Source organism: Bacillus sp. FSL W8-1143 (assembly GCF_037965155.1).
GTDB lineage: Bacteria > Bacillota > Bacilli > Bacillales > Bacillaceae > Bacillus > Bacillus pumilus.
Window position 1 is genome coordinate 3,389,366 of sequence record NZ_CP150182.1, and the last position, 26,131, is coordinate 3,415,496.

Consider the following 26,131-nt stretch of genomic DNA (forward strand, 5'->3'; position numbering starts at 1 on the left):
TAAAAAGAAAAGTGAGGAGGCAAAAACATGTTTTCTGATGTACTTAGCCAATTATTTGATTCTATTTCTAACATTATTAATACGCTTGGGTAATGTTCAACATCCGCTGTCCTTAGAAGATAGCGGGTGTTTTTTCATATTAAAAAGCCCCACTCCTATAGTAGAGCGGGGCTTATTTGTATTACATCTTTTCCGGAGCCGATACACCAATGAGTTTTAATGCATTCGCAAGCGTAATTTGTGTTGCTTTCATGAGTGAAAGACGTGCTGTTGTTTTTGTTTCGTTTTCTACATCAATGACCTTCTCGGCATTGTAGAAGCTGTGAAGGGCTGATGCAAGGTCATAAATATAGTTTGTCACACGGTGCGGAATACGCTTTTCAGCTGCTTCTGCTACAACTTCTGGGAAGCTACCAATGATTTTGAGAAGATCGTATTCTTTTTCCGATTGAATGTGAGAGAAATCTGCTTTTTCAAGGTTTGGCTCGTAGCCTTTTTCTTCACCTTGACGCAGCATGCTGCAAATTCTCGCATGGGCATATTGTGCGTAGTACACAGGGTTTTCGTTAGACGTAGAAATCGCTAAGTCTAGGTCAAAGTCCATATGTGTCGCCGCACTTCTCATCGCGAAGAAATAACGAGTGGCATCTAGGCCTACTTCTTCAATCAGATCACGCATGGTGACGGCTTTTCCTGTACGTTTACTCATCTTCATCTTTTCACCGTTTTTGTATAGGTGAACGAGCTGAATGATTTCTACTTCAAGCTTGCCAGCAGGATATCCAAGTGCTTGAATCGCCGCTTTCATTCGAGGGATATAGCCGTGATGGTCCGCTCCCCAAATGTTAATGAGCTGATCAAAGCCTCTGTCTAATTTGTCTTTATGATATGCGATATCTGGAAGCAAGTAAGTGAAGCTGCCGTCTTTTTTAATGAGCACGCGGTCCTTGTCATCGCCAAAATCAGTTGAACGCAGCCACGTTGCGCCGTCTTCTTCAAAGACATAGCCTTTAGCGCGAAGAGTTTCCAGCGCTGGTTCGATTTTTCCGTTTTCATATAAAGAGGTTTCTGAATACCATACATCAAATGGGACACGGAAATTCTCAAGGTCTACACGTAATTTCTCTAACTCATATTTTAAGCCGTATTCACGGAAGAACATCATACGCTCTTCTTCTGGCTCATGCACGAAACGGTCACCAAATTCATCTGCCAGCTTTTGCCCGATGCCTTTGATGTCTTCTCCTCTATAGCCGTCTTCAGGCATCTCTTTTTCAAGACCGAGCGCCTCAAAGTAACGTACCTCTACAGATAAAGCGAGGTTATTGATCTGATTGCCTGCATCGTTGATATAGTATTCACGGCTCACCTCGAACCCTGCTTTATCAAGGATGTTGCAAAGAGAATCACCTACAGCTGCTCCGCGGGCATGTCCAAGGTGAAGGTCACCTGTTGGGTTGGCTGAGACGAATTCAACTTGCACCTTTTGGCCGCCGCCTGTATTCGTTTCACCATATGCCTCTTTTGCTTCAAGGACTGCTGGGATCAGCTTTGTTAAATACTGATTGTTCATATAAATATTAATGAACCCTGGACCTGCGATATCCAGTTTTTCAATAGAAGCTTTCCCTTTATCAAACGCTTTGACAATGTCCTCTGCGATTTGACGAGGTGCTTTTTTTGCAATGCGGGCAAGCTGCATCGCCATGTTGGTGGAGTAATCACCGTGAGTTTTATCTTTCGGCACTTCTAAAAGGACATCTGGTACCTGGCTTTCATCAGCAAGTCCTGCTTTGACGACTGCCGCAATAATTTCTTCCTTTAACGCATCTTTGACCTGTTCTGCGATATTCATGAACGTAAATCCTCCTTATACGAAATCGATAATGTATGTAAATGCTTTTGATCTTCCCCTGTCAGCATATCGTACGTAATGTGCAGCAGTCCCTTGTCCACATCGAGATCAATGCCATGTGTGTGTACATCAAGCTGTAGTGTACCGAATGGCATCGTGTAATGTGTGACGGTCGTTTCTCCAATGAGAAAGCGCTGCTTCATTTGAATGGACCCTGATCTCATGACAAAAATTTCTTTTTCACTCATTTTCACAACGGTTTTTACTTGACCCATTTCATGTTCTTCATGGTAAGTGAGATACGTTTTGTCATTCTTTTCTTGATACGTTCCAGTCGTGCGGAATTCGATCGTTTCAGCCGGCTCCGTCTCTGGTTTCATCACTGACTTTACATGAATTGAAATTTGGTTTTGTGTCATTTTGCACTTCCTTTGCTAAGACCCGTTTAACTAAAATAGTATACCATATTCATGATCGCCTATCATACCATCATTTCTCTTCTTCACTGCGATTAAACTTCGTTTTTGATCTTACACCATCCCTTTAGAAAAAAAGAAACAGGAAACTCACTAATACCACCAATCCAGCCTTTACGCCCAAGTCTTTTCTTTTGATTAAATAAAAAAGAGCTTGTACGCCTGAACTTGCCAAAAATGCCTGAAAAAAATCAAATGGCACGATCTGTGCTCGCTTAAATATCACCTGCATGAATAACGCAATGGCCGTCAGATAGAAAAAGCCTCGATCTTGAAACAGCCCCAAGATCTCTTCCTTTGCTTCCTTTTTCGAAGCAAAAACGGGCGGCGCAGCTGCGAGCTCTCGTTTCAGCGTGAGAAAACCCGCCGCTAACACACAAAAGGCGAGAAGCACCATCAATATAGAAGAAAACATGAACTGCCTCCTTTATTTTTTGATCCATGTAAAAAAAGAGCTTGTCCACATGAGATGACAAGCTCCTCTATCAAGGTGTTATTTCACAAATCCAAGCAGCATTTCGCGTAAAAGCTTGCTCGCTGTATTCGCTGTTTGGTCGGAATGATCGTATACAGGTGCTACCTCTACAAGGTCTGCACCGACTACTTGAACCTCAGATCCTGCAATGGCATGAATGGATGCAAGCAGCTCTTTTGATGTAATACCGCCAGCATCCACCGTGCCTGTACCAGGTGCATGAGCTGGGTCGAGTACATCAATGTCGATCGTCACATAAACTGGACGCCCCTTCAGCTTTGGCAATACTTGCTTCAACGGCTCCAGCACTTCAAATTTAGAAATGTGCATGCCCGCTTCTTTTGCCCATTCAAATTCTTCCTTCATCCCAGAACGAATCCCAAAAGAGAACACATTCTCAGGTCCAATGAGTCCTGCTACTTTACGAATCGGGGTAGAATGAGACAGAGGCTCACCCTCGTATTCCTCACGAAGATCCGTATGTGCGTCCATATGGATAATCGCCAAATCAGGATATTTCTTATGCATCGCGCGGAAAACCGGCCAAGACACAAGATGCTCGCCGCCCATTCCTAATGGAAACTTCCCTTTTTCTAAAATGCTGTCGACATACTCTTCAATTAAGTCCAAGCTTTTCTGAGCATTTCCAAAAGGAAGCGGAATGTCACCGGCATCAAAGAATGGTACTTCATGCAGCTCACGATCTAAATAAGGACTGTATTCTTCTAATCCAATCGAAACTTCACGAATACGGTTTGGACCAAAACGTGAGCCTGGTCTATAACTGACGGTCCAATCCATCGGCATACCGTATAAAATGACTTTTGCATCTTCCCATGTCGGATGACTTCCAATAAACACTTTTCCTGAATAAGCCTCGTCGAATCTCATGCAAGATTCCTCCTTTTACGCTTCAAAAAATGCGCAAACTGTTATTTGCGCATTTCCTCTTCGCTTCATTTATTTGATTAAGTCGCTCACAAATTTCGGCAGAACGAATGCTGCTTTGTGCAATTCTTTTGTGTAATATTTAGTGTCAATATCAAAGAAACGGCTGTCTTCTACAGCAAGTGGATCATATTTTTTTGAACCGATGGTAAATGTCCAAAGACCACTTGGATACGTTGGAATATTTGCTGTGTAAAGCTTCGTGATTGGGAAAATCTCTTTCACATCACGCTGTACATTTGTAATCAGCTCAGGTGTGAACCAAGGGTTGTCCGTTTGTGCCACGAAAATACCGTCTTCTTTGAGTGCTTTTGAAATTCCTGCGTAAAATCCTTTAGAGAACAGGTTCACAGCTGGTCCAACTGGTTCAGTTGAGTCCACCATGATAACATCGTACTCATTGTCAGCTTCAGCAATATGCATAAAGCCGTCTCCAACTTTGACATCTACACGAGGATCGTCTAGTTTCCCAGCAATCGAAGGAAGGAATTTTTTCGAGTATTCGATGACTTTGCCATCAATATCAACAAGTGTCGCTTTTTTCACACTTGGATGCTTCAGGATTTCACGAATGACACCGCCGTCTCCTCCACCTACGACAAGAACATTTTCTGGGTTTGGATGAGTGAAAAGAGGAACATGTGCCACCATTTCGTGGTATACAAACTCATCTTTCTCAGACGTCATCACCATACCGTCTAAAAACAGCATATTGCCAAACTCTTCTGTTTCCACCATTTCTAAATGCTGAAAATCTGTTTGTTCTGTGTGAAGGGTTTTGTTCACCTTCAAAGTAATACCAAAATTCTTCGTTTGCTTCTCTGTATACCAAAGTTCGCTCATTGTCCATCTTCCTCTCATCCAATAATAAACAAACATCTATTGTTAGCGCCTTTAACGGCTATGACTATATCGATTGTCCAAGAAAAAAGTATAGTGGATTCATATCAAATTGTAAAGAACCGCATGAGTTCTCTTCAATTTTAATGCACGCTCTTGCAATCATTTGTTTAAAACGGTTTTCTTTGTTCCATACTGATAAAAAACCGTCAAAATGGGGGCTTTGCATGGACACAATCATGAGTAATAAAAAAATCCGCATGACCGTGAAAACGATTCGAGCCTGTTTTTTTATTGGCTTGCTCGCTTTTCTATTTGCAGGCACTGTCTTTTTGACGATTCTTTTAATAGCCAAATGGCAAGGCGCCCCTTCTGTTCAAGTTCCCCAATCTACGACGATTTATGCAGCCGATGGTTCAAAGCTTGGAGAATCCAGCTTTGGAGAAAAGAGATATTGGGTGCCCTTAAAGGACATGTCCCCTCATATCAGGCAGGCAGCTGTAGCTGTTGAGGATAAAACCTTTTATGAGCATCATGGCTTTGATGTGAAACGGATGGCGGGTGCTGCAGTGGCTGATATTCGTGCCATGGCTAAGGTACAAGGAGCCAGCACGATCACCCAGCAATATGCACGAAATCTGTATTTAGATCATGATAAAACGTGGAAGCGAAAATGGAATGAAGCCTTTTACACGATTCGCTTAGAACAAAACTATACAAAAGATGAGATTTTAGAAGGATACTTGAACACCATTTATTATGGTCATGGAGCTTATGGCGTAGAAGCGGCGTCCCGTCTGTATTTCGGGAAAAAAGCGAAGAATTTAACCCTCGCTGAATCTGCCTTACTTGCCGGTATCCCAAAGGGCCCTTCTCTCTACTCCCCTTATGTGAATGAAGAGAAAGCCGGCGCAAGAAAGAATATGATTCTGAGACACATGCAAGAGGACGGCATGATTACGAAAAAGGCAGCCGCTGAAGCCGCGAAAGAAAAACTGTCCTATCGCCCTTTGCAGAAGAAGCAGCTGCAAGCAAAGCAAGCTCCGTATTTTTATGATGATGTGATTCGTGAGTTGAAACAAAGCTTGGGGTTAACTGAGGAGCAGATCGAAACCTATGGCCTTCATATCCAAACGACTTTAAATCCAGAATTACAGAAAATGGCTGAGAAGACGTTGAAAAGCACAATCTATTCGAAATCAGATATCCAAATCGGCTTTACTGCTATCCATCCCCAAACAGGTCATGTACTCGCCCTCATCGGGGGAAGAGATTATGAGAAAAGTCCATTCAACCGAGTGACACAAGCGAAAAGACAGCCCGGTTCAACAATGAAGCCTCTTCTTTATTACATTGCCTTGCAAAACGGGTTTACACCAGCAACCGTCATGCGCAGTGAAGAAACGGTTTTTGAGCTCGATGATCAAGGAAGCGGTGCTGCTTATTCACCAAGCAATTACCATGGCTATTACGCAAATGATGGCATTACGATGCTTCAAGCCTTGGCGCTGTCTGATAATATTTATGCCGTGAAAACCCATCTATTTTTAGGAATGGAACAGCTTGTACGTGCGGGCAAAACATTTGGCATCAACGAAAAACTAGATCAGGTGCCATCACTTGCCCTAGGCACGTCTCCTGTCAAACCAATTGAAATGACCAATGCTTACGCAATGCTTGTCAATGGCGGAAAACGAGTCAAACCCACCTTTATTACAAAAGTAACGGATGCTAAAGGCAACGTGCTTTTTGAAGAAAAACAAAAACGAGAGCAAGTCCTAGATGAAAAAGTAGCCTTTGTCACCACCGACATGATGTCAGGAATGTTCAATGATCAGTTAAACGGCTATACGAGTGTCACAGGCCGCACCATTATGAAGGATCTCACGCGAACATACGGAGGAAAATCGGGAACGACAGGAGCCGACAGCTGGATGATCGGCTTCTCTCCCCAGCTCGTCACAGGTGTGTGGACGGGCTATGATAAAGGGCGTACTATTGACTCGGTCGAAGAAACAGCCTATGCAAAAAAGATATGGGCATCCTTTATGGAATCAGCCCTCTCCAAACAGCCAGCCTCCTCCTTCATGCCGCCAGACGGCGTAAAAGGTGTGTATATCAATCCAAAAACCGGCGATCTCGCAGGCCCAGGATGTGAATCAAAGGTATTCACCTATTTTATAGAAGGAACGGAGCCGACAGGTGTGTGCTACGGTGCTGAGGATAAATCATCTGAGCAAGATCCAGTTCAAGATCAAAAGCCAAAGAAATGGTGGGAAAAGTGGCTGAAACGTTAAAAAAAGACATGAAAAACCCCGAGATTTACATCTCGGGATTCTCCATGTCCTAGCTTTAACACCAGTTTACTCAAAAATCAGCTTGAATTGGTAGCAATTCGCCATTCTTCACAAAAATTTCACAATTATTCAGGGACATCCAATCCTTCTTTTAATTCATCTGTAGATGCTTCCCATAGTGCTTCATTATGACTCTTCAAGAAATCAGCCAGCACCTTTTTCGATACATCATCCATATGACTGACGACGATATTTCGCTTCATTGATTTATCCATGAAATTCACATGCTCTGGAAGCGACTTATACCCGCGGCGGATTGAACGGTCGACGGTCATTTCGCAAGCCGTCACACCCGCATAATAAGGACCTTCTTCTCTGCGGTCAATGGTCACCCATACGAGCCAATACGGCTTTCCGTTCGGTACCTCTTCTTTGCTTTTCAAGAATTTAATTCCTTTTTCCACGGCACTTCTTGCATGCATCGCACCAATATCAATGACAGCTTCCTTTTCCTCTACGTCAATGATCACCGGCGAAATGTTATCTAGGCTGAGCGCACCAGCTCCAAAGCCTCCGTGTCCGTCGGTTGCATCTGTTTTTTTAATGATGTTAAAACCAATTGGTTTCTTCTTTTTACCTTCCATTCATTAAACCTCCTAAAGCAGCGGCTTCAAAATAAGATTAAACCATTGAATGATTTGATCCCGCATTCCGATCAATGGACCAAAAATAAATTGTCCTAGCGGCGTGATCACGAATATGAGAAAAATAATGATCCCATATTGTTCGAATTGCGTCATTTTCGCCCGGATACGGGGGCTGACGACGTCCTCAATAATACGATACCCATCTAGCGGCGGAAGTGGCAATAAGTTAAATAGGAACAAAATGACATTCAAGTTAATAAATATCCGGAAGAAATGATCAACTCCCGGCTCAAAGCGCATGAGCGACTCCCCGCCAAACTTCTGAAGAAGCACGTACACGAAAAAGCCTAGAAACGCCAACACTAAGTTACTTAAAGGGCCAGCAATCGAGACGCAGATTCCTGCTAAGCGCGGGTTTTTAAAATGGTAACGATTCACCGGTACAGGTCTCGCCCAGCCAAACCCGGCGACAAAGATCAAAATCGTCCCAAATACATCGAGATGCTTCAGTGGATTTAATGTGAGTCTCCCTTGGTTTTTAGCTGTCGGGTCGCCGAAACGATACGCAACATATGCATGCGCCAGCTCGTGCATCGTAAATGCAACAACAAGCGTAATGGCGACATATGGAATGAGTTCTAATGGATACACAAGAAATTGGTTCAAAGGCATGAATCCCTCTTTCTTTCTATACAATGATTTACTTCATTCAGTATACTATAAGAACTCCCTTAAACTAAAGGGAAGCGTAGCATGAAAGGAAAAAGGAGGTTTTCACATTGCCGATTGTCACCGTTCAAATGCTTGAAGGAAGAACAGACGAGCAGAAAAGAGCGCTTGTGGAGAAAGTCACTGATGCCGTTGTTGAAACAACAGGCGCAGGGGCAGAAAAAGTCTCTGTCATTATTGAAGAAATGAAAAAAGAACACTATGCCGTAGCAGGAAAGCGCATCAGCGACCTGTAAGCATAAAAAAAGGACAAGCACATAGATGTTTGTCCTTTTTTCTCTTATTTTATCTGTACCACGCTTTGTTACGGTTCACCTGATTTTTATGAGCCGCATCGAAGAAATCGACTGTGTAGGAATAATCATAATTCATTAAGCAGACAATGCCGCTTCCTTGAGGGTCGTGCGGTAAGCCAAAGTTATGGCCGTATTCATGCGTAGCCGCTTTTGCTGTATTCGCTGTTCCTTGGTCAAGGTTAACGGCGAATGCACTTCCGCTTGGTGCACTATTGTAGACATAAGCGATTCCGCCAGCATCAAAGTTTGGATTTGCTGTAAATCCAGTGACAAAATCGTATCCTCTGCCATCAAAGCTGCGCGCAAGGTTAGACAAAATTTGCTCTGCATTTGATCCCGAAGACGTCCAAGATCCTACTGCTTGTACGACAAAGTCGACATCATGATCACGGTTAAACGTGACATCTGCTTGCTCGATGATGCTGACAATCCGTGTTTGCCAGTCACTATATTTCGCACGATACTGCGCATCAGCAACCGCATAGACAGTGACCTTCTGACTGCCTGTACTTGCCTTTGTTGAAATAGAATCTCCTGTATTCGCCTTAAAGGTTCTAGAGCCCACCTGCTTACCAGACTCATCTAATACCTTTGTTGTCACATCTCGTTCAATTGGAGGTGCTTTCGTCAAATCTTTAAAATCGTTTGCCTTTGGCAACCCCTCACTAATATGTGTTTCGAACGGCGCATGACCATGATCATGCCCATGACCAGCACTCGCGACTGGTGCTGAAGCTGAACTTACTCCCGGTAACAAACTACCTACCAATAAAAATGACAAAAAGACTGAACGCTTTTTCATTCCTATCCCTCCTTTGATTTTCACAAAGTTATATATTCACTGAAAATTCACCATTTTCCTTCCATTCAGTCAAAAACAGGGAATTAGATACACAGGAAAAAAGTCGAAATACGTCATATTCACTAATTTTCCGGATCCTTCAGCACACACTTCATCGAAAAATAGCGCTTTTGATCTGGGTCTTACAAAACAAAAAAAAAGCCCTAAATGCTGGGCTTTTGCGAAACTAGTTCAATTCCTTCAACTGATCAATATAAGCAAGAGCATCCTCAAATTCTTCGTCCGTATAGCGCTGCTTGCTTTTAATGGTGAAGACCTTTTCCTTTACCTCATCTTGTGGCAGATCATCAAAGTATAAAATCGTAGAGACGAGCTCTAGGAAACGAGACGACTGCTCGTTCATCTGCTTCGTCAGCACTTTGAGGTCAGGCATGTCCACTTCACACTGATCGAGAAACTCTTTCCCATTGTCCGTCAGCGAATAGCGATATTGATAGTATCCGCCTTTTTTTTCCTTCATTTCATCCAAGAATCCAAGGTTGCACAGCTCTTCAATTCTGAGCGTCAACTCCTCTGAATAGGGGCCATAAAAGTGAAAATCGTATTTCTCGTAAAAAGGCAAATCTAGCTTTTTTGCTATGTAAATCATCTTTTGCAGCTTCTTCCGTCCAACGATTTCCCCGGATTCAGAGAATACCTTCATCAACTTTGCATGCTCTTTCAACAAATTCCCGACATCTCCTTTTTCAGTACTTCCTTATCCCAATCCAAGCAGCTTCATGATCGCCTTCTTTTCTTCAGCTTTTTCCGACATATCTACAATTAAGTCCATCGGGAAATAAAGTTTATGATCGGTTCTTCGTTTACCGGAAATGGCATCAACAATATCTGACTGTCTCGACAGCTCTTTAATATGACCGCTTTGCGTCAAAAGGTGGATCGGCAGTCTCTCTTCTTCCTCCCCTGGTCTGTAGAAGTCGTATGGCAAGTCAGAGGAAGAGTCGACGACTAAATAATAGTCAGGATCAATACCTGCCTCCTTGAACAAGGCGGTCAGCTTGAAATATTTCGTCATTTCTTCATTCGGATTAAACTCTGTATATTGGAACAATCGGCGGTTCATAAAACGGCGGCACAAATCAGCCAGCACGTGATCTTCTTCATCTTCCCACGCCTGAAAATAAAATAAGACAATGGATTCATCCAGTTTAATATAGTCCTCTGTAGTGACATTCCCTTCAAAAATCGAATAAAAATGAACAGGGGCATGTGTGAAAATATAGCCCGTTTCATGCAGCTCTTTTGCACGATGGAGAATTTTCGTTAAGATGACTTCCGCACTGCGTGTCACTGGGTGGAAATAGACTTGCCAATACATTTGATAGCGGCTCATAATATAATCCTCGACCGCATGCATCCCGCTCTGCTTCATCACAATCTGATCTTCTCTCGGACGCATCACGCGCAAAATACGCTCCATATCAAAATGGCCATAGCTGACGCCTGTATAGTAGGCATCACGCTGCAAATAGTCCATGCGGTCGGCATCAATTTGACTTGAAATCAAACTGACCACCTGTTTGTTTTGATACGTTTTGGCAATGACTTCAGCCACATGCTTCGGGAAATCATCACTCACCCGGCGAAGCACTTCATTGACTTCGGTTTGCCCTATAATAATATCTCTTGTAAACGATTCATGATCTAAGTGGAAGACCTTTTCAAAGGAATGAGAAAATGGTCCATGTCCGAGGTCATGAAGCAAGGCCGCACTCAGGACAAGCTCGCGTTCTCCCTCATCCCATTCCGGCCGTCCTTTGAATACATCATCCACAATCCGTCTCACAATCTCATATACACCGAGTGAATGATTGAAACGGCTGTGTTCTGCACCATGAAACGTCAAATAAGTGGTTCCTAGCTGTTTAATTCGGCGCAGGCGCTGAAATTCTCTTGTTCCTATTAAGTCCCATATTAATGCGTCCCGTACATGAACATAACGGTGCACAGGATCTTTAAATACCTTTTCCTCAGATAATTTCCCTTTTGGATACGCCATCGTTTCGTCCCTCTTTTTTTAAGACGTGTTTCTATTATATCGGGTAACTTTTCCCGAAAACATCCTTGAATTTGCTCGTGAATGTGTTCTCAACGATTGCACGGACGTAAAAAGCCCGACCTGACAGGGACGGACCTCTTTTTAGGTCGACTGAACACATTCAGTGACATTTATTTGACTTTTTTTTGAACCTTTTCGAGTAACTCATCTTCTGTTGGTGCGGATAATGGGCGATTGTTCACAAACGCAAAAGCCTTTTTTCGTCCTGGACCACAATAGGATTGACAGCCAATTTCAATTTTTGCATCAGGGTCAACCGATTTGAGTCGAGGCAGCAACGTCTTTAGGTTCGTCGCATCGCAATCGTCACATACGCGAAACTCATTAGCCATGGTCTTACGCTTCCTTTCAATGATGAACTTCATTTTATATGAAACAGTTGGACAACCAAGAGTCATAATATACCACCCAACATTGTACATCGAAGCGGCTGTACTTGCAAGACGCATTGTAAACGCTGAGACGCGCTCATTAAAAAGCTAGTATTTTCCACTATCCTTTTAGCAAACTTGTATAAACCTTCTTGAACTTGGCTAATCTAATACCATCAAATCATATGGGGGTTTAAACATGTCAAAACAAAGACAAGATGCTTGGTCAGAGGAAGACGATCTCCTTTTGGCAGAAACCGTCTTACGTCACGTCAGAGAGGGCAGCACACAGCTGAATGCGTTTGAAGAAGTAGGAGACAAGCTAAATCGCACCTCAGCGGCATGCGGTTTTAGATGGAATGCTGTTGTGAGGCATCAATATGAAAAAGCTTTAGCCCTTGCCAAAAAGCAGCGGAAACAACGGATGCGCGCACTCGGCAATGGTCAGCCTGCAAAGAAACGATTACTCTATCAGCCGCAAGTAGAAGAAACGGTCATGCAAGAGGAATTCTCACAGGAGCTGGAACCAGCGCAGGAAGAAACGTTTGCACCAGCATCTGAAACAGCCGAGCAGCTCCAGTTTGTAGACCAAAGCTACAATGAAGAGTTAGCTAGTTTATCACATTTATTGTCACAGGCTTCTCATGTCGCAGAGAAAAAGCCAGAAGCCAATCCTTTTAGGCAGCAACAGGATTTAACCATCGAAGATGTCATTGATTTCTTGCGCCGCTATGAAGGCGATGGACAGCAATCCTCTGCCTTACGCATGGAAAACAGCCGGTTAAAACGAGAAAATAACGAACTTTCACATAAAGTCACACAGCTAGAAGCAGAAGTGAAAAAGCTTGAAAAGGATCAGCTCACGATTCAAGAAGATTATGAAACACTCGTCAAAATCATGAACCGTGCAAGAAAACTAGTTTTGTTTGAAGAGGACGACACTGCCGCTCCAACCTTTAAAATGGACCGAAACGGCAACCTCGAAAAAATGGCAGAATAACAAAAAGTGCTCCCCATCTGCGGGAAGCACTTTTTTAAATGCCTAAAAATAGCATCACACTAAAAAGAACATTAATCAAAAAGACGAACATAAAAATATACCTGACCTGCCTTACCTGAAAATCACCAAATATAAAAAGAAAAAGACCTGCGATGCCAAGTGTCAGTACAGGCTGAAGAAACGGCACCATTAGTGAAATACCGTAGCCGGCTCCCATGAGGACAGGAAGCCATAGTAAATAGAGGTAACCGCCGTTTTTTGATTTCAAGAAACCACTCCCTCTCTTTCTTCTATCTGCTTGATTTCAGGTTGAATAAACTTGAGTCCGACAATTGTGCGGCCGCGCCTTTTTGAAGTCCAAACGGCAATTGCCGGCTGATCTGTCAGAGATTCTGCGTCAATGGTGATCAGCACTTTCTCATTTAATTCAATTGAAGCTTCAGACTCGATTTTGCATCCAGATAAACTAATATCATGTATGTTCACCGGCACCTTCTCTTCTAACCGGCCCTCATAGGACAGCGTGCCTGCCACACCTTGCAAAGGCCTTCTCATCCATTTGCGCTGCAAGGCCTTTGGTACCTTCCTCGTTTCTCTTACAAAGCGGAGAAATGTCCGAACAGCATAGGATTTTTTCTCACGATCCGTTATCGATACATGCTCTCGTGTGAATAGGAAGCGAATCAGTGATAGATACTCTGATTTTTGTGTGTCAGTAAAAGCAACACCAACCATCAGCTTGTCTCCCTCTGGATGGCTCCAAACCACATCACACGCCACACTTTCATCCTCTGAAAAGAACAATTGCGTTTGTCCTTGATAAAGAGAAGAAGCTTGATCCAATGGAATGGATAGACGCGCACCTGAATCACTCATATCTAGTAGAAAACAAGCAATCGACTCATCTTGATGATCAGAATGAAGCTGTCCCTCTTTTTCAATGACAAACCGCTCTGATTTTCGATAACGCGGACGGTCAAACGCCACAAGCAGTGCCATGAATAGACCTGCACCGTTATACATCACCCAAAATATATTAATCAACATGAGATCAGCATTCATCGTCCCATTTACCTTCACATCGTATCCTATTTTCACTAGGACAAGCAATGAGAGCAGCAAAAAGATCAAATGGGGAATCATCGTTTTCAAATGAAAGTGTCTTTTGTCCGTTTGAATTCCCTTTGGTGTGACAAGAAATTCCACTCTCTTTTTGAAAAACAGCTCACTTAAAGCCACACCAGCCAGGTGGAATGCCATAGAGCTTTCATAAATATGACTCCAAAACATGCTTCTTTTTTGATTCGACACTAGTTTAAATGCTAAATAGGAACTAAAGAACGCCGGTAGCCAGAACATGAAAATGGACTGGAAATCTGCCCAGAAACTTTGAATACCAAACAATAAAAACAAAATCGGCGTGAGAATGTAAATCATTTTAAACAAACCGTTAAACCAATACACAATACCATCTAAATAAAGAACTCGCTGCATAAGCGTTAAGCCACGAACCTTCAAAGGATTAAACTTACGGGCACACTGAATGTTCCCTCTCGACCACCGATCTCTCTGCTTTAACAGATCCAGCCAGCTTTCAGGTGCCAGACCGACGGCTAATACTTCTCCGACAGACACAGATTTGAACTTTCCTTGGAGTAGCATTCCTGTCGCCATGTCTTCTGTAATCACCCCAGTAGCAAATCCGCCAATTTCATCTAAGGCGATTCTTCTAAAGACAGTATTACTACCGACATACATCACAGCATTAAACCGATCCTTCCCAGCTTGGAGGGTTTGCATGAAGAAGTCCTGCTCATTTGGAATTCGATCCTTCGAGAACATATTATATTGGAAAGGATCTTCGTTATAAAACGCCTGTGGAACTTGAACAAACGCCGTCGCTCCATCATGAAAGTAAGGCACTGTTTTTTCTAAAAACGAAGGAAGGGGGACCATATCCGCATCAAGTGTGAGAATCAGCTCCCCATTCGTTTGAGACATCGCATGGTTTAAGTTACCCGCCTTCGCATACTTGTTATCTGTTCTTGTCAGATAATGAACACCAAACTCAGAAGCAAGCTGCTCTACAGACGCCCGCTTGCCATCATCACATAAATAAATGTGGACTTTGTCCTTTGGATAAGAGAGATTCACACAACCTGCAACAGTGCGTTTCAGCACTTCAATTGGTTCATTATATGTAGCTATGAAAATATCAACTGTTGGCAGCCTGTCAAGATCACTGATCATAACTTGTTTCCGATTGGAAGGCTTCCAAACAAGTGTATAAAACACAAGCAGCTGTAAAAACCCAATGCATTCACAGGCAACAAGCAAAATACCCATCACAATATTAAAAATACCTTCATGCGGCAGTGTAAAGAAAAGACGCCAGCAAATATAGGCGGCATTTGTTAACACACAGAGCACAATGATGATTTTTTTAACAGTAGTGGCCACCGGCTGAATACGATACATTACATACAGCACAGATAAAACACAAAGCATAAACAGCGGGTAATACGTGGTGAATAATGACAATACATTTTCCTTCTTTCTTATGTCATAAAAGACTATTGCATAAAAAAATTCATAACGAAGGAAGGGATTCTTTCATTACAGTGCCCCTCCGTTTCTATATAAATCATTTCCACAATCTATCTAACTGATTTGAATAAAAATCAATCGCTTTTCGATAACTCAAAATAGCAGGATCGTTTGTCGTCTCAGTTAAACAGTTCAGTAATATTTCCATCGCTTTGCTATGTTTTTTCAAATTATACAAAGTCATGACATAGAACGTTTGAATGGCTTTGTTGTCCGGATAAGTTTCCATCCCTTTTAGGAATATCTGTTTTGACTTTTCATATTCTCCCAAAGTTCTGTATGTACTTCCTAACCCTAGTAAAGCGTCTTCTAGTTCTTCTGAAGACAATCCTAACTCAATGGCTCTTTCATAAAAAAAGACAGCTTGCCTTTCCTCTCCTAACGAGTCATAACTCCAGGCACATTGATAATGAATAGAGGCATCGTCTGGATACTTCTCTACAAGATAAGAGAGCATTTCATTTGATTCTTGAAGGTGTCCACTTTTTCGAAGTTCAATGGCTTTCTCAAGCTTCGTTTCCATCACTTCACCTCTATGCTTTTCAAGATTTTTAAGAGAACACCTTTTCATTCCGCTCAATCATCCGCGTCATGTTTTTTTCAAAATCCAGCTGTTCTTCTGCGTTCAGTCCTGACGCTGTCAGCTGATCACTGAGCGTTTGAAGCTCTTCTAGTAAAAGACGCATAAGAAGCGCACAATCAATTGGTTCTCCAGTTAATTCTGATAAAGAAGCCATCGTATCTGGCTGTATATCAGGAAACACAGCCTTCACTTCTTCTCGTTTGTCCTTTAAAGCGGCGTCATAAAAACGGCGGATCAAGTCGGCACGTTCCCGCCCGCTTCCATCTGCACACAAATAAATTTGCACAGCAACTCCACCGCGTAATCTACGCTGAGAAATGCCTGCAAATTTCTTTCCATTGATGCTTAGATCATAGCTGCCCGGACAATAAGAGCCGACAATCTCATAGGCTTCAATGTCCACCTCATACTTAGACAGCATCCGGCAGACCAATTCCACCATCGCATCATACCCGCGGTCAATATCAATGCCCTTCTTTTGTTCCGCAAAGATTAACGACACATTTAAGACACCTTCATCCAGCACCACAGCAAGACCGCCTGAGTTACGTACAATGACGCGATACCCCTCTTCCTCAAGCAGTTTCACACCATCTTGGAGAAATGGAAGTCTTGTATCCTGAATTCCAAGCACAATTGTATTGTGATGCACCCAAGAACGCGCTGTCGCTGGTGAGAGCCCTTTCCCGACTGACGCACAAAGCGTATCATCCATCGCAAAGGATTGCTTCGGGTCCACATAGAGACCTAGGCTCGATTGATCTATGATTCGCCATTTCGGCTGTGTCAGTAACTCAATAGGTTCATTTTTCATGTCCTGCATATCCTCTCGTTCATAAACTGTGTTTATTATAACATGGGATGAATGGAGGGAGAATCCGGAGTGATATTATCAAAAAAGCTCCATGACATTTGCGTCACAGAGCGTTTCAGTTGGATGATTTGTTTTTACTTTTCAGTGATTCATGCATTCTAGGCAATATAATCATTCAACGATACATCCCTCACTCACCCATTTCAGCAAGTTTTCAGTCATCAACTCTGCATGCTGAGGGTCCATTACACCAGCATCCACAATCCACACCTTTTTCTCCTCTTCGGCCTGACGCATGAGAAATACTCGCCCGCCGCCATCGTCGCCAATCGCCACATAGCCGCTTGCATATTGCTGAACCTCCCATGTTGCATTGCGTTCCGCCATGTCCTCAGTGCCGTATAGTAGGACATCGCCACCAATGGAACATCCATTTGTCTGTTTCAGCAAGTTTTTATAAGCATCGGGTAGCACCATGTTTAGTTGGGATTCTGCCTTTTTGATGTTTATATCAGTTTCTGGATTGTTGATGATTAGGCCTGGGATTTGGGATAAATCGACCATTTGGATCCTCCTAGATAAGTGCTATGTTTATGAAGTTTTGCTTTATCTTTAGATTTACTTAACAGGTCACTCAATCCACAATTATATTCCAATTTATGAATTTCCCCTTGTCCAATTCTCATATATGAATTGATCAATGGCAAAGTAAATCTTGAAAGGCTTTTAATAGTCTACTAGTAAATCTAGATAATATTTATCATCCTCTTGGATATTGGTTAAAAACTCCTCTAAAGAATTAGCGATTTGGATATCATAATAGTATATTGCGCTTCTATCCTTTTCATTCAATTCAATTGACATTAAAGCTGTCTCATTTGCTTCAAAAAATATTAATTTGTTATTCTCAAATTCATCATAGATTTCAATGTCTGGATAGAATTCAAAATCATTAGCCCTTAATCGAAAGTCTCTTACAGAATAAGGGTCCATAATACGATTAATGTTAAACTCAGACCCATTAATAAAACCGTAACCTACGTCTATATAAAAATTAATTAACTCCTTGGGAAACTTTAAATCAAGTTCCTTTTCAACATCTATTATTTCTTTTTCAGTTACTAAAAAAAAACTATTTTCTTCGTTTTTCTTAATAAACTCATATCTCATTATTTTTTAACTCCTTTAAATAATGTATTTGCTGGTGAACCTGCACCATGTATACCAGCTTGATGCTCATTTGGAAATTTTGCAGGATGCATATTCCACCATTCATGCTCCCCTCCAAAAGTATTTTCAATTATATGGTGAGCATCATACTTATCTCCTTTTTTTCTAATTACTTTACCGGTTTTTTCCGAAATAATATTTTCATTATACACTGGCCACTTTTGTCCAGTATTTCTTTCCCAATCTTTGATTACTTTATTTTTCAAACTGTCAAATTTCGCCCGATGCTTAGCCGTTTCTATGGGTGACATTTTGTTATACTCTTTATTTCTTAATGCTGCTTTCAAATTATCTATTTGGTTTTTAGGTAGCTCTCTTCCTGTTCGTCCTTCTATATCCCTAACATATTTTCTTATTGTGTTAGAATCTATCTTGCTCCCTGTACTAATAGTAACCCTTTTCACCGCATTCTTCCCTTGATCCATCTTAAAAACATATTTCCCTACCTTCACTATTTTAGCGATTGGGATAATTGAAGCTACGGACAGAACTTGGTCTGTTCTGCTGATGTTTTGGCTGGTTTCTGGGTCTTTGCCAGTAACGGCTCGATATCCGTCGTAGATGCCGCTGTATTCTAGGATGATGTTTTCGGCTGTTGAGACGACTTCACCGTCTAATATGCGTTTCGCGTTTCCTCGGCTGCGGCTTTCTGGGATTTTGTCTACTTCTTCTATTCTTACTTCACCGTTCGCGATATACGTTCGGATGATTTGTTTATTGGCGTAAACGGTGTATCGGCCGCCAATAAAATCAATATCGGATGAATCGGTGACGACTTCATCTGCGATATCGAATTCTTTTAATTTTTTAATGCCTTTGACGTTGTATAGTTTACCATTTATGACCCTGATGTCTCTATGAATCTTGTTTTTCCCGTTCACGGCTTCCCTTTGCAATGTCGTAAGGGATGGGTCGTTGACTGTGACTTGTTTGTTGATGTGTTTATGTGTGTCATCCAGAACAACCGTCTCCACATTCGTCCGTTCTTTCTCTCTCAGCTTCTTCAGCATGATCATCATCGGGTTGTCTTTCGGGTTGTCTATTTTGTCATTCAATCCACTGATGGTGCTGCTTATTTTTTCTTCTTTTTCATTTTTGAAAATAGACCCTTTTTGATAGCTCGTGATGTCGATTTTTGGGCCGGTGAACATGGTGCTTAACGTGTTGATGTATTGCTTCATTGTTTGAAGGGAGCTTGTGGTTTCATGTAAAGCGCTTGTCTGCTCTCTGTCAAATGCATGAAGCAGACCAATGGTTCTTGATGTCTCAAGCCATGCCTTTTGATAGTTCTGCTGAAAAGCTGATTCGTCTACATTTGGTAATTTAACAATATGACCAACTCTGCCAATGGCTTGGTTCACCTCTGATACGATTTCAGAAATCATTCGTTCAGCTTTTTTTAAACCTTGATCAAGTTCGTGTTCAATAAATGCTTGTGATATAAAGCCTTGCCCGTTTGATTCAAGTGCATGAAGCGCCTGTTTTGTGCTTTTCAGCGCAGTGCTGTATTCCTCAATGACGACCTGAAAGAATTGCAGGAAGGGAATATGACATTCTGTATAAAAGGAGCGGATGGCTTGTCCCGCCTCTCCCTTTAGTGCGCCATCAAGTGAAATGATGTGATGGATTTGTTTTTCTATGGAGCTGATTTGTTGTGATTGCTGCTTTAATGTATTCAGCGTTTGGTCAATTCCGTTTATTAGCGCAAAGGCGTCAAGGGTTTTCATTGCGTTCTCCTTTATTTTCTTTTATTGCTGGAGGCAAGCGCCTTGTCCGTTTCGATCATGGTGTTCACCGCTTGTTCTGTTTGTACAAGCTGTTTCTGAAGAATGCCTATGTAGGATGTACTTAATTCGTTCAACTGTTGATTGATTCTTTCTAATGTATCTGCTGCTAGGAGCTGGTTTCTCCCTTTGATGGATGTTGGAAGTGCAGCATTCATTTGAGCGCCTGATTGTTTGGTATGTTGTAAAACTTGTTTGATTTCACTGGCATCTATTTTGATTTCTCTACTCATGTGACTTCCCTCTTTTTTCTTCCAATTGTTTCTGCTTTTCTTTCTCTATTTTTCTTTCAACGGAATGGATCTCATGTTCTAACGAATGGATTTCCGATTTTAGGTCACTGATTTTCTCATCAATTCGATTCACTAGATTGGTCAGCTGTACACCTTTAATCTCTTGACTGGCGGATGCCATCTCGTCTCGAATGTCATCAAACGTATCTGCAAGATGGCCAAACCATGTATGTGATGTCAGATCTGGATGAGTGATTTTTTTACCAGCATCTTCCAGAGTCGATTTTGCTTCTTTTATTTCTTTTCGACACATGCTCAATTCTATGATTTGTTCTTTTTTTATGGATATGTCTGCCTTTAACGAATACAAGGCTGTTGTATAACCGATGATAGCTCCAGACATCGTCAAACACCTCTATTCCTTAAATAGTCCTCCGTTATGTTACCATTTCCTAGCACAAGAGGCATATGATTGAAAACGAATTCAACGAAAAATGAATCGTACGTATTGGGTTTTTATGCCTATTTCACACGCGCAAAAAAAGCTGAATTCACCAACTGAATCCAGCTTTTGACGCTTATTTGATCGAATCACCAGCTGATGCTGATGGTTGATCGCTAAATGACGTGTCTTTCTTTTCAGAAATATAATGAAGAGAGAAACCAACAAGACTAAAAAAAGCGCTTAATACCAGTGTAGGATTTTTAAATAGGTTCGTACTAGCTATGATCAAATCTCCATTTTGCAAGAGAATCCCTAGTATTTGACCGAATACCAACAGGGTACCTGACGTTAAGAAAAGGACAAGCAGCACTTTAAATAAAAATTCCATCAATGCTCTCATGTGTTTCTCCTTTCTATACTGGAAGTATGCCCATTCCGATGAGCCAGCCAATTCCTACAATCGGCAGCATATAGTAAAGAATGAGCGGTATAAATGTTTTCTCCGGCCGGGCTCCTGCAAGACCAGAAGCGATGAAAATTGACCCAGATGCCGGCGGGGAAGCGCCTTCTGTTGATGAAAAAGCAAGAATGGCGACAACAGCGACAACAGGATCTACTCCGACTGAGATTAAAGCTGAAAATGAGACAAGCCCAACAGCTGTTAATGTGGCAGTTGAAGATAATGGTCCAGCCACCAGCGTGACAAGAACACCAACAATGAGCACCATGAGCCACTTCGGAATGGCAAGTACTGACGTGATTTGCGTCAAATCTTCTGCGAGTCCTAATTCAGCAAGCACCTGACTAGCAGCAACAGCAAACAGCATCAAGGCACCGATCGTTGTAAACTTAGGAATGGCCGACTTGAAAAACTGAGACCAATCTAACGCAGACGCTTTTTTTCTTCCAATTGTTAAGCTAATCAGCATCATGAGAATCGGAATCCACGTAATTAAAGAAATTTGATCCATTGCCTCTGGTCCAATGTTTGGATTACTTTTTAAGTAGTTTGCTAGCGGACCAATTGTGATGATGATAGGGATCAAGGCACCGAAAAAAATAAAAATCGATTTCCATCCCTGTTTCACAGCTTCTCTAAAGGGAACAATATCATCTGGCGGCATCGCTTGGATTTTATTCTTTTTCACCAGAATATACACCAAAATAAACCGGTATACGACTTGATACAGTCCTCCTATTAAAAGAGCAATATATAAATCACCTTCAGAGACAAGGGCTGCAACTGGTGCAAAGCCCAGCATGATAAACATGGAAGAGTTTGGCGGCAGCGCGGCTCCAAGTCCGCCATTCCCGGCTAGAATCGTGGCCGTATGGGTTCGGCTCCATCCTGATTTAATCATCCAAGAAGCCGTAATAGAGCCAGTGGCAGCTGTGTTTGCAGAATTTGAACCTGAAAGAGCACCTAAGACTGCTGAACCTAACGTACTCATATAAGCCGCTCCCCCAGGAAGCTTGCCGACAACCGAATTCAGGATGCGCAAGAGTGCGTGAATTAATTCCAGCTTTTCGATTAAATAGGCCATGAACACAAACGCAACGGCTGCATAAAGCACCTCATATGTGGATGCAAATTTTAAACCATCCCAGAACAGTCTAAGCGCATCCATTCCGCCAAACAAAGTGGTTGCAATAAAGCCTAACAGCATGGCTTCTCCCATATTTCGTTTCACGACGACATTCCATATAATGATGACGGCTATGAATACAATTAATGCAATAAAACCCATGTCGTTTCTTCGCCTCCCCTTTCTTAAATAAAACGCTTACAAAAATCACCCTTACTGCATCACGTCAATGACTTCTTTCCAGCTGACCGGCTTTTTCCCATTAAACCGTTCAACGAATTGAAAGTCTGCTAATCTCTCTAGCTTCTGTTGTGCTGCCCGGGACATGCTCGCATCAATATGAGCTGAATCCAGCATTTCAATAGAGCCAAGTAATTCGACCGCTCGTCTTTTTGCATGTAATGCACTCCCTGTCACAAGACGATTCATCGTCTCTTCAAAACTTTTGCTGTCCAGCGTTTCGCTTAGTGAAGAAATCACTTGATCTTCGACATTATATTTTTTAGAAATTTCCAAAAATTCAACAAGTAAACCGACGATCCCTTTCATATAAATGCTTCTTATTAGCTTTAAGGCTGAAGCATCTCCAGGCTGATCACTGATTTTTGTAATATTCATACCGTATTCTTTCGTTAATTCAATGAATCGATCTGTTCCACTTCCGCTAGCAGTGATTGGAACCTTGTGTTTGTTAACCGGAAGAGATCCTAGCATGGCGGCATCTACAAATAGAGCTTCTTGCTTTTTAATTTCGTCTGCCACTTGTTTTTTAATATCTGGAGTTGATGCCGACACATCCACATATACTTGATTTTTTTTCAAACTTCCTAATACGGATTGAGCCACTTCTAGGGTTTTATTCGCTGGCACAGCCGCAATGACAATGTCAGATTTTCCAATGACTTCACTCACATTACTTGTTAATTCGACGCCTGTGCGGGCTGCTTTTTCTTTCATTGGTCCAGCAAGTTTCTCATTCTGTAATAGTACATCATACGCATAAAAATGATCTAATCCTTCTGTTTTCAATCCCGTTGACAGCTCATATGCAGCTTCTCCATAACCGATAAAGCCTATCTTCATCACAGATTCCCCTATCTCTGGAATTTTTTCATTCTGCCCTCTAGCCATGCAGGCGCTAAGAGACTGATATCCTGCTTTCCTTCGCTCATATAATGTTGAATGGTTTTTAATCTTTGATGTTCATATGCTTGTTTCTCTTCAGCCAACGACAGCATCTCTTCTGCTTTCTCCTTCGGAACAATCACCACTCCATCATCATCTGCAACGACCAAGTCACCTGGTGATACTTTGACCCCTCCACACGAGATGATTCCATTCAATTCACCAGGCCCATCCTTAAAAGGTCCATTCGGCGTGAATCCCTTACTATAGATTGGAAAAGCTAATTCCTCTAAAGCGACTTTATCGCGGACAAGACCGTCGATCACGATTCCTTCTATTCCAACAGCTTTTGCTGAACCGGCCATCAATTCTCCTAAATATGCGTGACCCCTATGATCTTTCCCATCAACGATGAGTACATCGCCTACTTGTGCAGAATAAATCGCTTGGTGAAGAAACAGATTATCTCCTGGCCGTAAGCTCACGGTAAAAGCTGTGCCGACTACATTCATGCCTCTCGCAACTGGTTTGATTTGATGATCCATCGCGCCGGTGCATCTCATCACGTCTGACAACAAGGTTGAGTTAAGCTTTCTTGCCCTAGCTATAAGATCATTTGACACGAAATGAACAGTACTCATTGTTTTCATCATCCCCTTCGAGTTATATCCATTACATTTAATTAATTTAAAGTAATATATATTACTTTCGTGATATGATCATACCATCTCATTTTTAATTAGTAAAGCGCTTTCAAAAAAATAAAAAATGAGTCCCCACACGACTATTGTGTTGTGTGATAACTCATTTTCGTTAACATATGATTGATTTGATCTAAACGTGGTTTTGTTCTTTCTGGATCATTCATCGCTAATGCACTTAAGATGAAATCGACGATAAAGATAGCAGATACGACAGAGTTATGAGAGCCTACACTTGCTGAGGAACACGGTAATACATATTGTGCATATTTAGTTAGTGGAGAGCTGTAGCTGTCTGTAATTAAAAGGACTTCCACCCCATAAGACTTTGCTGCTTCCATCAAATCCTTCATACGCTTTGCATAACGCGGATAGCTGACCGCTATAATGAAATCACTCGAGTTGAAATGAACCAAATCATCCACCCAGTCACTTTGATCTGCATCAATATACTGGCAATTCCCCAATAGCCGATTGATTCCTAACGACATGTATTCGCCAACAGGTCTTCCACTTCGGACACTTGTACACAAAACGTGGCGCGCATTGGCTATTTTCCCAACAATTTGCTGAAAGGTTTCTTCCGTGATATTGTCCAATGCGTACTGGATATTTTGAAATTGCAATTCTACATGGTTATGCAGGAGCTTACTCTTATTTGAATGCTTGAGATTCGCCTCAAGTCTTGTTTGAGGGTCAGCTTTATGCTTCATCGCTGATTGGAGCTCTTTTTGAAACTCAGAAAAACCAGAATACCCCACAGCAGCAGAGAAGCGCATGATGGTTGCTGTACTCGTCCCGACTTTTGACGCCAATTTATCGACAGTTAAAAAAGCGACCTCCATTGGATGTTGTACGATATAATCTGCAATTCTCCTCTGTGCATCGGTTAAAAAAGCGACCTTATGCTGAAGCTTATGTATTAAATCCTCCATTTTAGCACCTGCCCATCCTATCGGCTTTATCTACGATCAGATTGTTTTCTTTCTATATTGTACACATTTGTCCAAAATAAAAAAACAGCCAGCACGAATCTATCGCGCTGACTGCTTTAGCCGAGATGCTATTTTATAGTGCTTGAGCTGCTGTGATAAGTGCAAGGTTGTAAACGTCTTCAGCATTACAGCCTCTTGAAAGGTCATTTACTGGTTGGTTTAAGCCTTGCAAGATTGGACCTACAGCTTCAAAGTTACCTAAGCGCTGTGCAATTTTGTAGCCGATGTTTCCAGCTTCTAGGCTAGGGAAAACAAATACGCTAGCATCGCCTTTAATGACGGAATCTGGTGCTTTTTTCGCTGCTACTGAAGGAACGAAAGCTGCATCGAATTGGAATTCTCCATCAAGTACAAGCTCAGGTGCCTTTTCTTTTGCAATGCGAACTGCTTCAGAAACTTTTTCTGTTTCATCTGATTTTGCTGAGCCTTTAGTAGAGAAGCTAAGCATTGCCACACGTGGTTCGATGTCGAACATTTTGGCTGTGTTTGCACTTTCGATCGCAATTTCAGCTAGATCTTGGCTATCTGGTGCAATGTTGATTGCACAATCAGCAAACACATATTGCTCTTCACCACGAGCCATGATGAAGACGCCAGATGTTTTCTTTACGCCTTCTTTTGTTTTAATGATTTGAAGTGCTGGGCGTACTGTGTCAGCAGTTGAGTGTGCTGCACCGCTCACAAGTCCGTCTGCAAGACCTTTGTACACAAGCATCGTACCGAAGTAGTTTTCATCTAGTAATGCTTTTCTTGCTTGCTCTTCTGTTGCTTTGCCTTTACGTCTTTCTACGAAAGCTTGTACAAGCTCTTCAAAACCTTCATATGTATGAGGATCATACACGTCAACACCATCAAGTGTAAGACCTAATTCTTTTGCTTTTGCTTCAACTTCTTGTGTTTTACCTACAACAATTGGCTGCAAGACTTTGCCATCTGCTAGTTTTTGAACGGCTGTTAGAATGCGTTCGTCCATTCCCTCAGGAAAAACGATCTTTACTCCTTTACCTGCAACCTTTTCCTGAACTGTTGAAAAAATATCTGCCACTTATATACCCTCCTTGATTTTACAAAAAAAGCGTTCTCTTTCAAGCATACTCTTCTTCTACATAAATTCAAACTACCAACTTACATTATAGCGCTTACAAATTAAATTCATATTTTTCAAACTAATTT

General features: G+C 41.9%; 29 protein-coding genes. 3 read left to right on the forward strand and 26 right to left on the reverse strand.

Translation table 11 applies throughout. The features are described from left to right. Positions 1–181: 181 nt before the first annotated feature. From argS to speE, 5 genes are all read right to left on the reverse strand, one after another. Positions 182–1,855 carry an arginine--tRNA ligase gene (gene argS / locus NSQ36_RS17380; RefSeq protein WP_050944459.1) on the reverse strand — a complete coding sequence of 558 codons (1,674 nt, stop codon included), beginning with the start codon at positions 1,853–1,855 and terminating at the stop codon, positions 182–184. Continuing rightward, positions 1,852–2,274 carry a DUF1934 family protein gene (locus NSQ36_RS17385; protein WP_284907443.1) on the reverse strand — a complete coding sequence of 141 codons (423 nt, stop codon included), beginning with the start codon at positions 2,272–2,274 and terminating at the stop codon, positions 1,852–1,854. The genes argS and NSQ36_RS17385 overlap by 4 nt, the downstream gene beginning before the upstream one ends. A gap of 124 nt (positions 2,275–2,398) precedes the next feature. Beyond that, positions 2,399–2,746: a hypothetical protein gene (locus tag NSQ36_RS17390; RefSeq protein WP_339206234.1), complete on the reverse strand. Its 348-nt coding sequence runs from the start codon at positions 2,744–2,746 to the stop codon at positions 2,399–2,401. 78 nt (positions 2,747–2,824) lie between these two features. Then, positions 2,825–3,697: an agmatinase gene (speB, locus tag NSQ36_RS17395; RefSeq protein ID WP_003214818.1), complete on the reverse strand. Its 873-nt coding sequence runs from the start codon at positions 3,695–3,697 to the stop codon at positions 2,825–2,827. Positions 3,698–3,766: 69 nt separating this feature from the next. Beyond that, entirely contained in the window at positions 3,767–4,597 is an 831-nt protein-coding gene (gene speE / locus NSQ36_RS17400) for a spermidine synthase (protein WP_003214614.1), read from the reverse strand. Positions 4,598–4,821: 224 nt separating this feature from the next. Between speE and NSQ36_RS17405 the strand changes: the two genes are divergently transcribed. Next, entirely contained in the window at positions 4,822–6,891 is a 2,070-nt protein-coding gene (locus NSQ36_RS17405; protein WP_251190680.1) for a transglycosylase domain-containing protein, read from the forward strand. Between the two features lie 125 nt (positions 6,892–7,016). On the opposite strand, the gene NSQ36_RS17410 is transcribed toward NSQ36_RS17405, so the two are convergent. Together NSQ36_RS17410 and NSQ36_RS17415 are read right to left on the reverse strand one after the other, a co-directional pair. Further along, on the reverse strand, positions 7,017–7,535 hold the full coding sequence (locus NSQ36_RS17410) for a YwhD family protein (protein WP_339206236.1): 519 nt from the start codon (positions 7,533–7,535) through the stop codon (positions 7,017–7,019). Positions 7,536–7,547: 12 nt separating this feature from the next. After that, positions 7,548–8,210 (reverse strand): site-2 protease family protein, encoded by a 663-nt coding sequence (locus tag NSQ36_RS17415; protein WP_226804304.1) that lies wholly within the window; start codon positions 8,208–8,210, stop codon positions 7,548–7,550. Between the two features lie 107 nt (positions 8,211–8,317). Between NSQ36_RS17415 and NSQ36_RS17420 the strand changes: the two genes are divergently transcribed. Beyond that, positions 8,318–8,503, forward strand: coding sequence for a 2-hydroxymuconate tautomerase (locus NSQ36_RS17420; protein WP_012011601.1), 186 nt, complete (start codon positions 8,318–8,320; stop codon positions 8,501–8,503). Positions 8,504–8,552: 49 nt separating this feature from the next. Here the strand turns inward: NSQ36_RS17420 and NSQ36_RS17425 are convergent, their stop codons facing one another. From NSQ36_RS17425 to NSQ36_RS17440, 4 genes are all read right to left on the reverse strand, one after another. Then, positions 8,553–9,365, reverse strand: a complete 813-nt coding sequence (locus tag NSQ36_RS17425; protein ID WP_050944464.1) for a zinc-dependent metalloprotease — start codon at positions 9,363–9,365, stop codon at positions 8,553–8,555. 226 nt (positions 9,366–9,591) lie between these two features. After that, positions 9,592–10,092: a YwgA family protein gene (locus tag NSQ36_RS17430; protein WP_106032095.1), complete on the reverse strand. Its 501-nt coding sequence runs from the start codon at positions 10,090–10,092 to the stop codon at positions 9,592–9,594. A gap of 30 nt (positions 10,093–10,122) precedes the next feature. Then, positions 10,123–11,424, reverse strand: coding sequence for an HD domain-containing protein (locus NSQ36_RS17435; protein ID WP_339206239.1), 1,302 nt, complete (start codon positions 11,422–11,424; stop codon positions 10,123–10,125). 170 nt (positions 11,425–11,594) lie between these two features. Beyond that, complete coding sequence (locus NSQ36_RS17440; protein ID WP_003215259.1) at positions 11,595–11,816, reverse strand: DUF1450 domain-containing protein; 222 nt, start codon at positions 11,814–11,816, stop codon at positions 11,595–11,597. A 238-nt stretch (positions 11,817–12,054) separates the two neighbouring features. Between NSQ36_RS17440 and NSQ36_RS17445 the strand changes: the two genes are divergently transcribed. After that, a complete protein-coding gene (locus tag NSQ36_RS17445; RefSeq protein WP_044140194.1) occupies positions 12,055–12,855 on the forward strand; it encodes an RsfA family transcriptional regulator in 801 nt (266 codons plus the stop codon). A 34-nt stretch (positions 12,856–12,889) separates the two neighbouring features. Here NSQ36_RS17445 and NSQ36_RS17450 read toward each other — a convergent pair whose 3' ends face one another. The 15 genes from NSQ36_RS17450 to pta form a co-directional block, all read right to left on the reverse strand. Then, positions 12,890–13,123, reverse strand: coding sequence for a DUF5970 family protein (locus NSQ36_RS17450; RefSeq protein WP_335343241.1), 234 nt, complete (start codon positions 13,121–13,123; stop codon positions 12,890–12,892). Beyond that, entirely contained in the window at positions 13,120–15,396 is a 2,277-nt protein-coding gene (locus NSQ36_RS17455) for a glycosyltransferase (RefSeq protein ID WP_284907449.1), read from the reverse strand. Before NSQ36_RS17455 ends, NSQ36_RS17450 begins: the two co-directional genes overlap by 4 nt. A 103-nt stretch (positions 15,397–15,499) precedes the next feature. Then, positions 15,500–15,985, reverse strand: coding sequence for a tetratricopeptide repeat protein (locus tag NSQ36_RS17460; RefSeq protein WP_339206243.1), 486 nt, complete (start codon positions 15,983–15,985; stop codon positions 15,500–15,502). 28 nt (positions 15,986–16,013) lie between these two features. Next, complete coding sequence (locus NSQ36_RS17465) at positions 16,014–16,859, reverse strand: lipoate--protein ligase family protein (RefSeq protein WP_268459157.1); 846 nt, start codon at positions 16,857–16,859, stop codon at positions 16,014–16,016. A 171-nt stretch (positions 16,860–17,030) separates the two neighbouring features. Then, the gene (locus NSQ36_RS17470; protein ID WP_253622056.1) at positions 17,031–17,423 is read right to left on the reverse strand and encodes an SMI1/KNR4 family protein; all 393 of its coding nucleotides are present in this window, start codon (positions 17,421–17,423) and stop codon (positions 17,031–17,033) included. 162 nt (positions 17,424–17,585) lie between these two features. Next, positions 17,586–18,029 carry an SMI1/KNR4 family protein gene (locus tag NSQ36_RS17475; RefSeq protein WP_253622055.1) on the reverse strand — a complete coding sequence of 148 codons (444 nt, stop codon included), beginning with the start codon at positions 18,027–18,029 and terminating at the stop codon, positions 17,586–17,588. After that, complete coding sequence (locus NSQ36_RS17480; RefSeq protein ID WP_339206245.1) at positions 18,029–19,816, reverse strand: T7SS effector LXG polymorphic toxin; 1,788 nt, start codon at positions 19,814–19,816, stop codon at positions 18,029–18,031. The genes NSQ36_RS17475 and NSQ36_RS17480 overlap by 1 nt, the downstream gene beginning before the upstream one ends. 11 nt (positions 19,817–19,827) lie before the next feature. Further along, a complete protein-coding gene (locus NSQ36_RS17485) occupies positions 19,828–20,106 on the reverse strand; it encodes a YwqI/YxiC family protein (protein WP_339206247.1) in 279 nt (92 codons plus the stop codon). Then, entirely contained in the window at positions 20,099–20,509 is a 411-nt protein-coding gene (locus tag NSQ36_RS17490; RefSeq protein ID WP_339206249.1) for a DUF5082 family protein, read from the reverse strand. Before NSQ36_RS17490 ends, NSQ36_RS17485 begins: the two co-directional genes overlap by 8 nt. Before the next feature lie 175 nt (positions 20,510–20,684). After that, complete coding sequence (locus NSQ36_RS17495) at positions 20,685–20,951, reverse strand: hypothetical protein (RefSeq protein ID WP_003215032.1); 267 nt, start codon at positions 20,949–20,951, stop codon at positions 20,685–20,687. A gap of 13 nt (positions 20,952–20,964) precedes the next feature. Next, positions 20,965–22,299 carry a TRAP transporter large permease subunit gene (locus NSQ36_RS17500; protein ID WP_003214816.1) on the reverse strand — a complete coding sequence of 445 codons (1,335 nt, stop codon included), beginning with the start codon at positions 22,297–22,299 and terminating at the stop codon, positions 20,965–20,967. A 51-nt stretch (positions 22,300–22,350) separates the two neighbouring features. Next, positions 22,351–23,220, reverse strand: coding sequence for a prephenate dehydrogenase/arogenate dehydrogenase family protein (locus NSQ36_RS17505; RefSeq protein ID WP_339206251.1), 870 nt, complete (start codon positions 23,218–23,220; stop codon positions 22,351–22,353). 11 nt (positions 23,221–23,231) lie between these two features. Then, the gene (locus tag NSQ36_RS17510; RefSeq protein ID WP_339206253.1) at positions 23,232–23,903 is read right to left on the reverse strand and encodes an RraA family protein; all 672 of its coding nucleotides are present in this window, start codon (positions 23,901–23,903) and stop codon (positions 23,232–23,234) included. A 143-nt stretch (positions 23,904–24,046) separates the two neighbouring features. Beyond that, positions 24,047–24,898 carry a MurR/RpiR family transcriptional regulator gene (locus tag NSQ36_RS17515; RefSeq protein ID WP_113767832.1) on the reverse strand — a complete coding sequence of 284 codons (852 nt, stop codon included), beginning with the start codon at positions 24,896–24,898 and terminating at the stop codon, positions 24,047–24,049. 133 nt (positions 24,899–25,031) lie between these two features. Then, positions 25,032–26,003, reverse strand: a complete 972-nt coding sequence (gene pta, locus NSQ36_RS17520; RefSeq protein ID WP_003215086.1) for a phosphate acetyltransferase — start codon at positions 26,001–26,003, stop codon at positions 25,032–25,034. Between the last annotated feature and the right edge of the window lie 128 nt (positions 26,004–26,131).

Bases quoted from the DNA above. Each gene is read 5' to 3' on its own strand.
- NSQ36_RS17490 (WP_339206249.1), bottom strand. From the start codon at position 20,509: ATGTCTGGAGCTATCATCGGTTATACAACAGCCTTGTATTCGTTAAAG.
- NSQ36_RS17440 (WP_003215259.1), bottom strand. From the start codon at position 11,816: ATGGCTAATGAGTTTCGCGTATGTGACGATTGCGATGCGACGAACCTA.
- NSQ36_RS17390 (WP_339206234.1), bottom strand. From the start codon at position 2,746: ATGTTTTCTTCTATATTGATGGTGCTTCTCGCCTTTTGTGTGTTAGCG.
- NSQ36_RS17495 (WP_003215032.1), bottom strand. From the start codon at position 20,951: ATGAGAGCATTGATGGAATTTTTATTTAAAGTGCTGCTTGTCCTTTTC.
- NSQ36_RS17485 (WP_339206247.1), bottom strand. From the start codon at position 20,106: ATGAGTAGAGAAATCAAAATAGATGCCAGTGAAATCAAACAAGTTTTA.
- NSQ36_RS17470 (WP_253622056.1), bottom strand. From the start codon at position 17,423: ATGGTCGATTTATCCCAAATCCCAGGCCTAATCATCAACAATCCAGAA.
- speB (WP_003214818.1), bottom strand. From the start codon at position 3,697: ATGAGATTCGACGAGGCTTATTCAGGAAAAGTGTTTATTGGAAGTCAT.
- NSQ36_RS17475 (WP_253622055.1), bottom strand. From the start codon at position 18,029: ATGAGATATGAGTTTATTAAGAAAAACGAAGAAAATAGTTTTTTTTTA.
- NSQ36_RS17410 (WP_339206236.1), bottom strand. From the start codon at position 7,535: ATGGAAGGTAAAAAGAAGAAACCAATTGGTTTTAACATCATTAAAAAA.
- NSQ36_RS17465 (WP_268459157.1), bottom strand. From the start codon at position 16,859: ATGAAAAATGAACCTATTGAGTTACTGACACAGCCGAAATGGCGAATC.
- speE (WP_003214614.1), bottom strand. From the start codon at position 4,597: ATGAGCGAACTTTGGTATACAGAGAAGCAAACGAAGAATTTTGGTATT.
- NSQ36_RS17515 (WP_113767832.1), bottom strand. From the start codon at position 24,898: ATGGAGGATTTAATACATAAGCTTCAGCATAAGGTCGCTTTTTTAACC.
- NSQ36_RS17505 (WP_339206251.1), bottom strand. From the start codon at position 23,220: ATGAAGATAGGCTTTATCGGTTATGGAGAAGCTGCATATGAGCTGTCA.
- argS (WP_050944459.1), bottom strand. From the start codon at position 1,855: ATGAATATCGCAGAACAGGTCAAAGATGCGTTAAAGGAAGAAATTATT.
- NSQ36_RS17415 (WP_226804304.1), bottom strand. From the start codon at position 8,210: ATGCCTTTGAACCAATTTCTTGTGTATCCATTAGAACTCATTCCATAT.
- NSQ36_RS17510 (WP_339206253.1), bottom strand. From the start codon at position 23,903: ATGAGTACTGTTCATTTCGTGTCAAATGATCTTATAGCTAGGGCAAGA.
- NSQ36_RS17405 (WP_251190680.1), top strand. From the start codon at position 4,822: ATGGACACAATCATGAGTAATAAAAAAATCCGCATGACCGTGAAAACG.
- NSQ36_RS17425 (WP_050944464.1), bottom strand. From the start codon at position 9,365: ATGAAAAAGCGTTCAGTCTTTTTGTCATTTTTATTGGTAGGTAGTTTG.
- NSQ36_RS17445 (WP_044140194.1), top strand. From the start codon at position 12,055: ATGTCAAAACAAAGACAAGATGCTTGGTCAGAGGAAGACGATCTCCTT.
- NSQ36_RS17460 (WP_339206243.1), bottom strand. From the start codon at position 15,985: ATGGAAACGAAGCTTGAGAAAGCCATTGAACTTCGAAAAAGTGGACAC.
- NSQ36_RS17385 (WP_284907443.1), bottom strand. From the start codon at position 2,274: ATGACACAAAACCAAATTTCAATTCATGTAAAGTCAGTGATGAAACCA.
- NSQ36_RS17435 (WP_339206239.1), bottom strand. From the start codon at position 11,424: ATGGCGTATCCAAAAGGGAAATTATCTGAGGAAAAGGTATTTAAAGAT.
- NSQ36_RS17500 (WP_003214816.1), bottom strand. From the start codon at position 22,299: ATGGGTTTTATTGCATTAATTGTATTCATAGCCGTCATCATTATATGG.
- NSQ36_RS17480 (WP_339206245.1), bottom strand. From the start codon at position 19,816: ATGAAAACCCTTGACGCCTTTGCGCTAATAAACGGAATTGACCAAACG.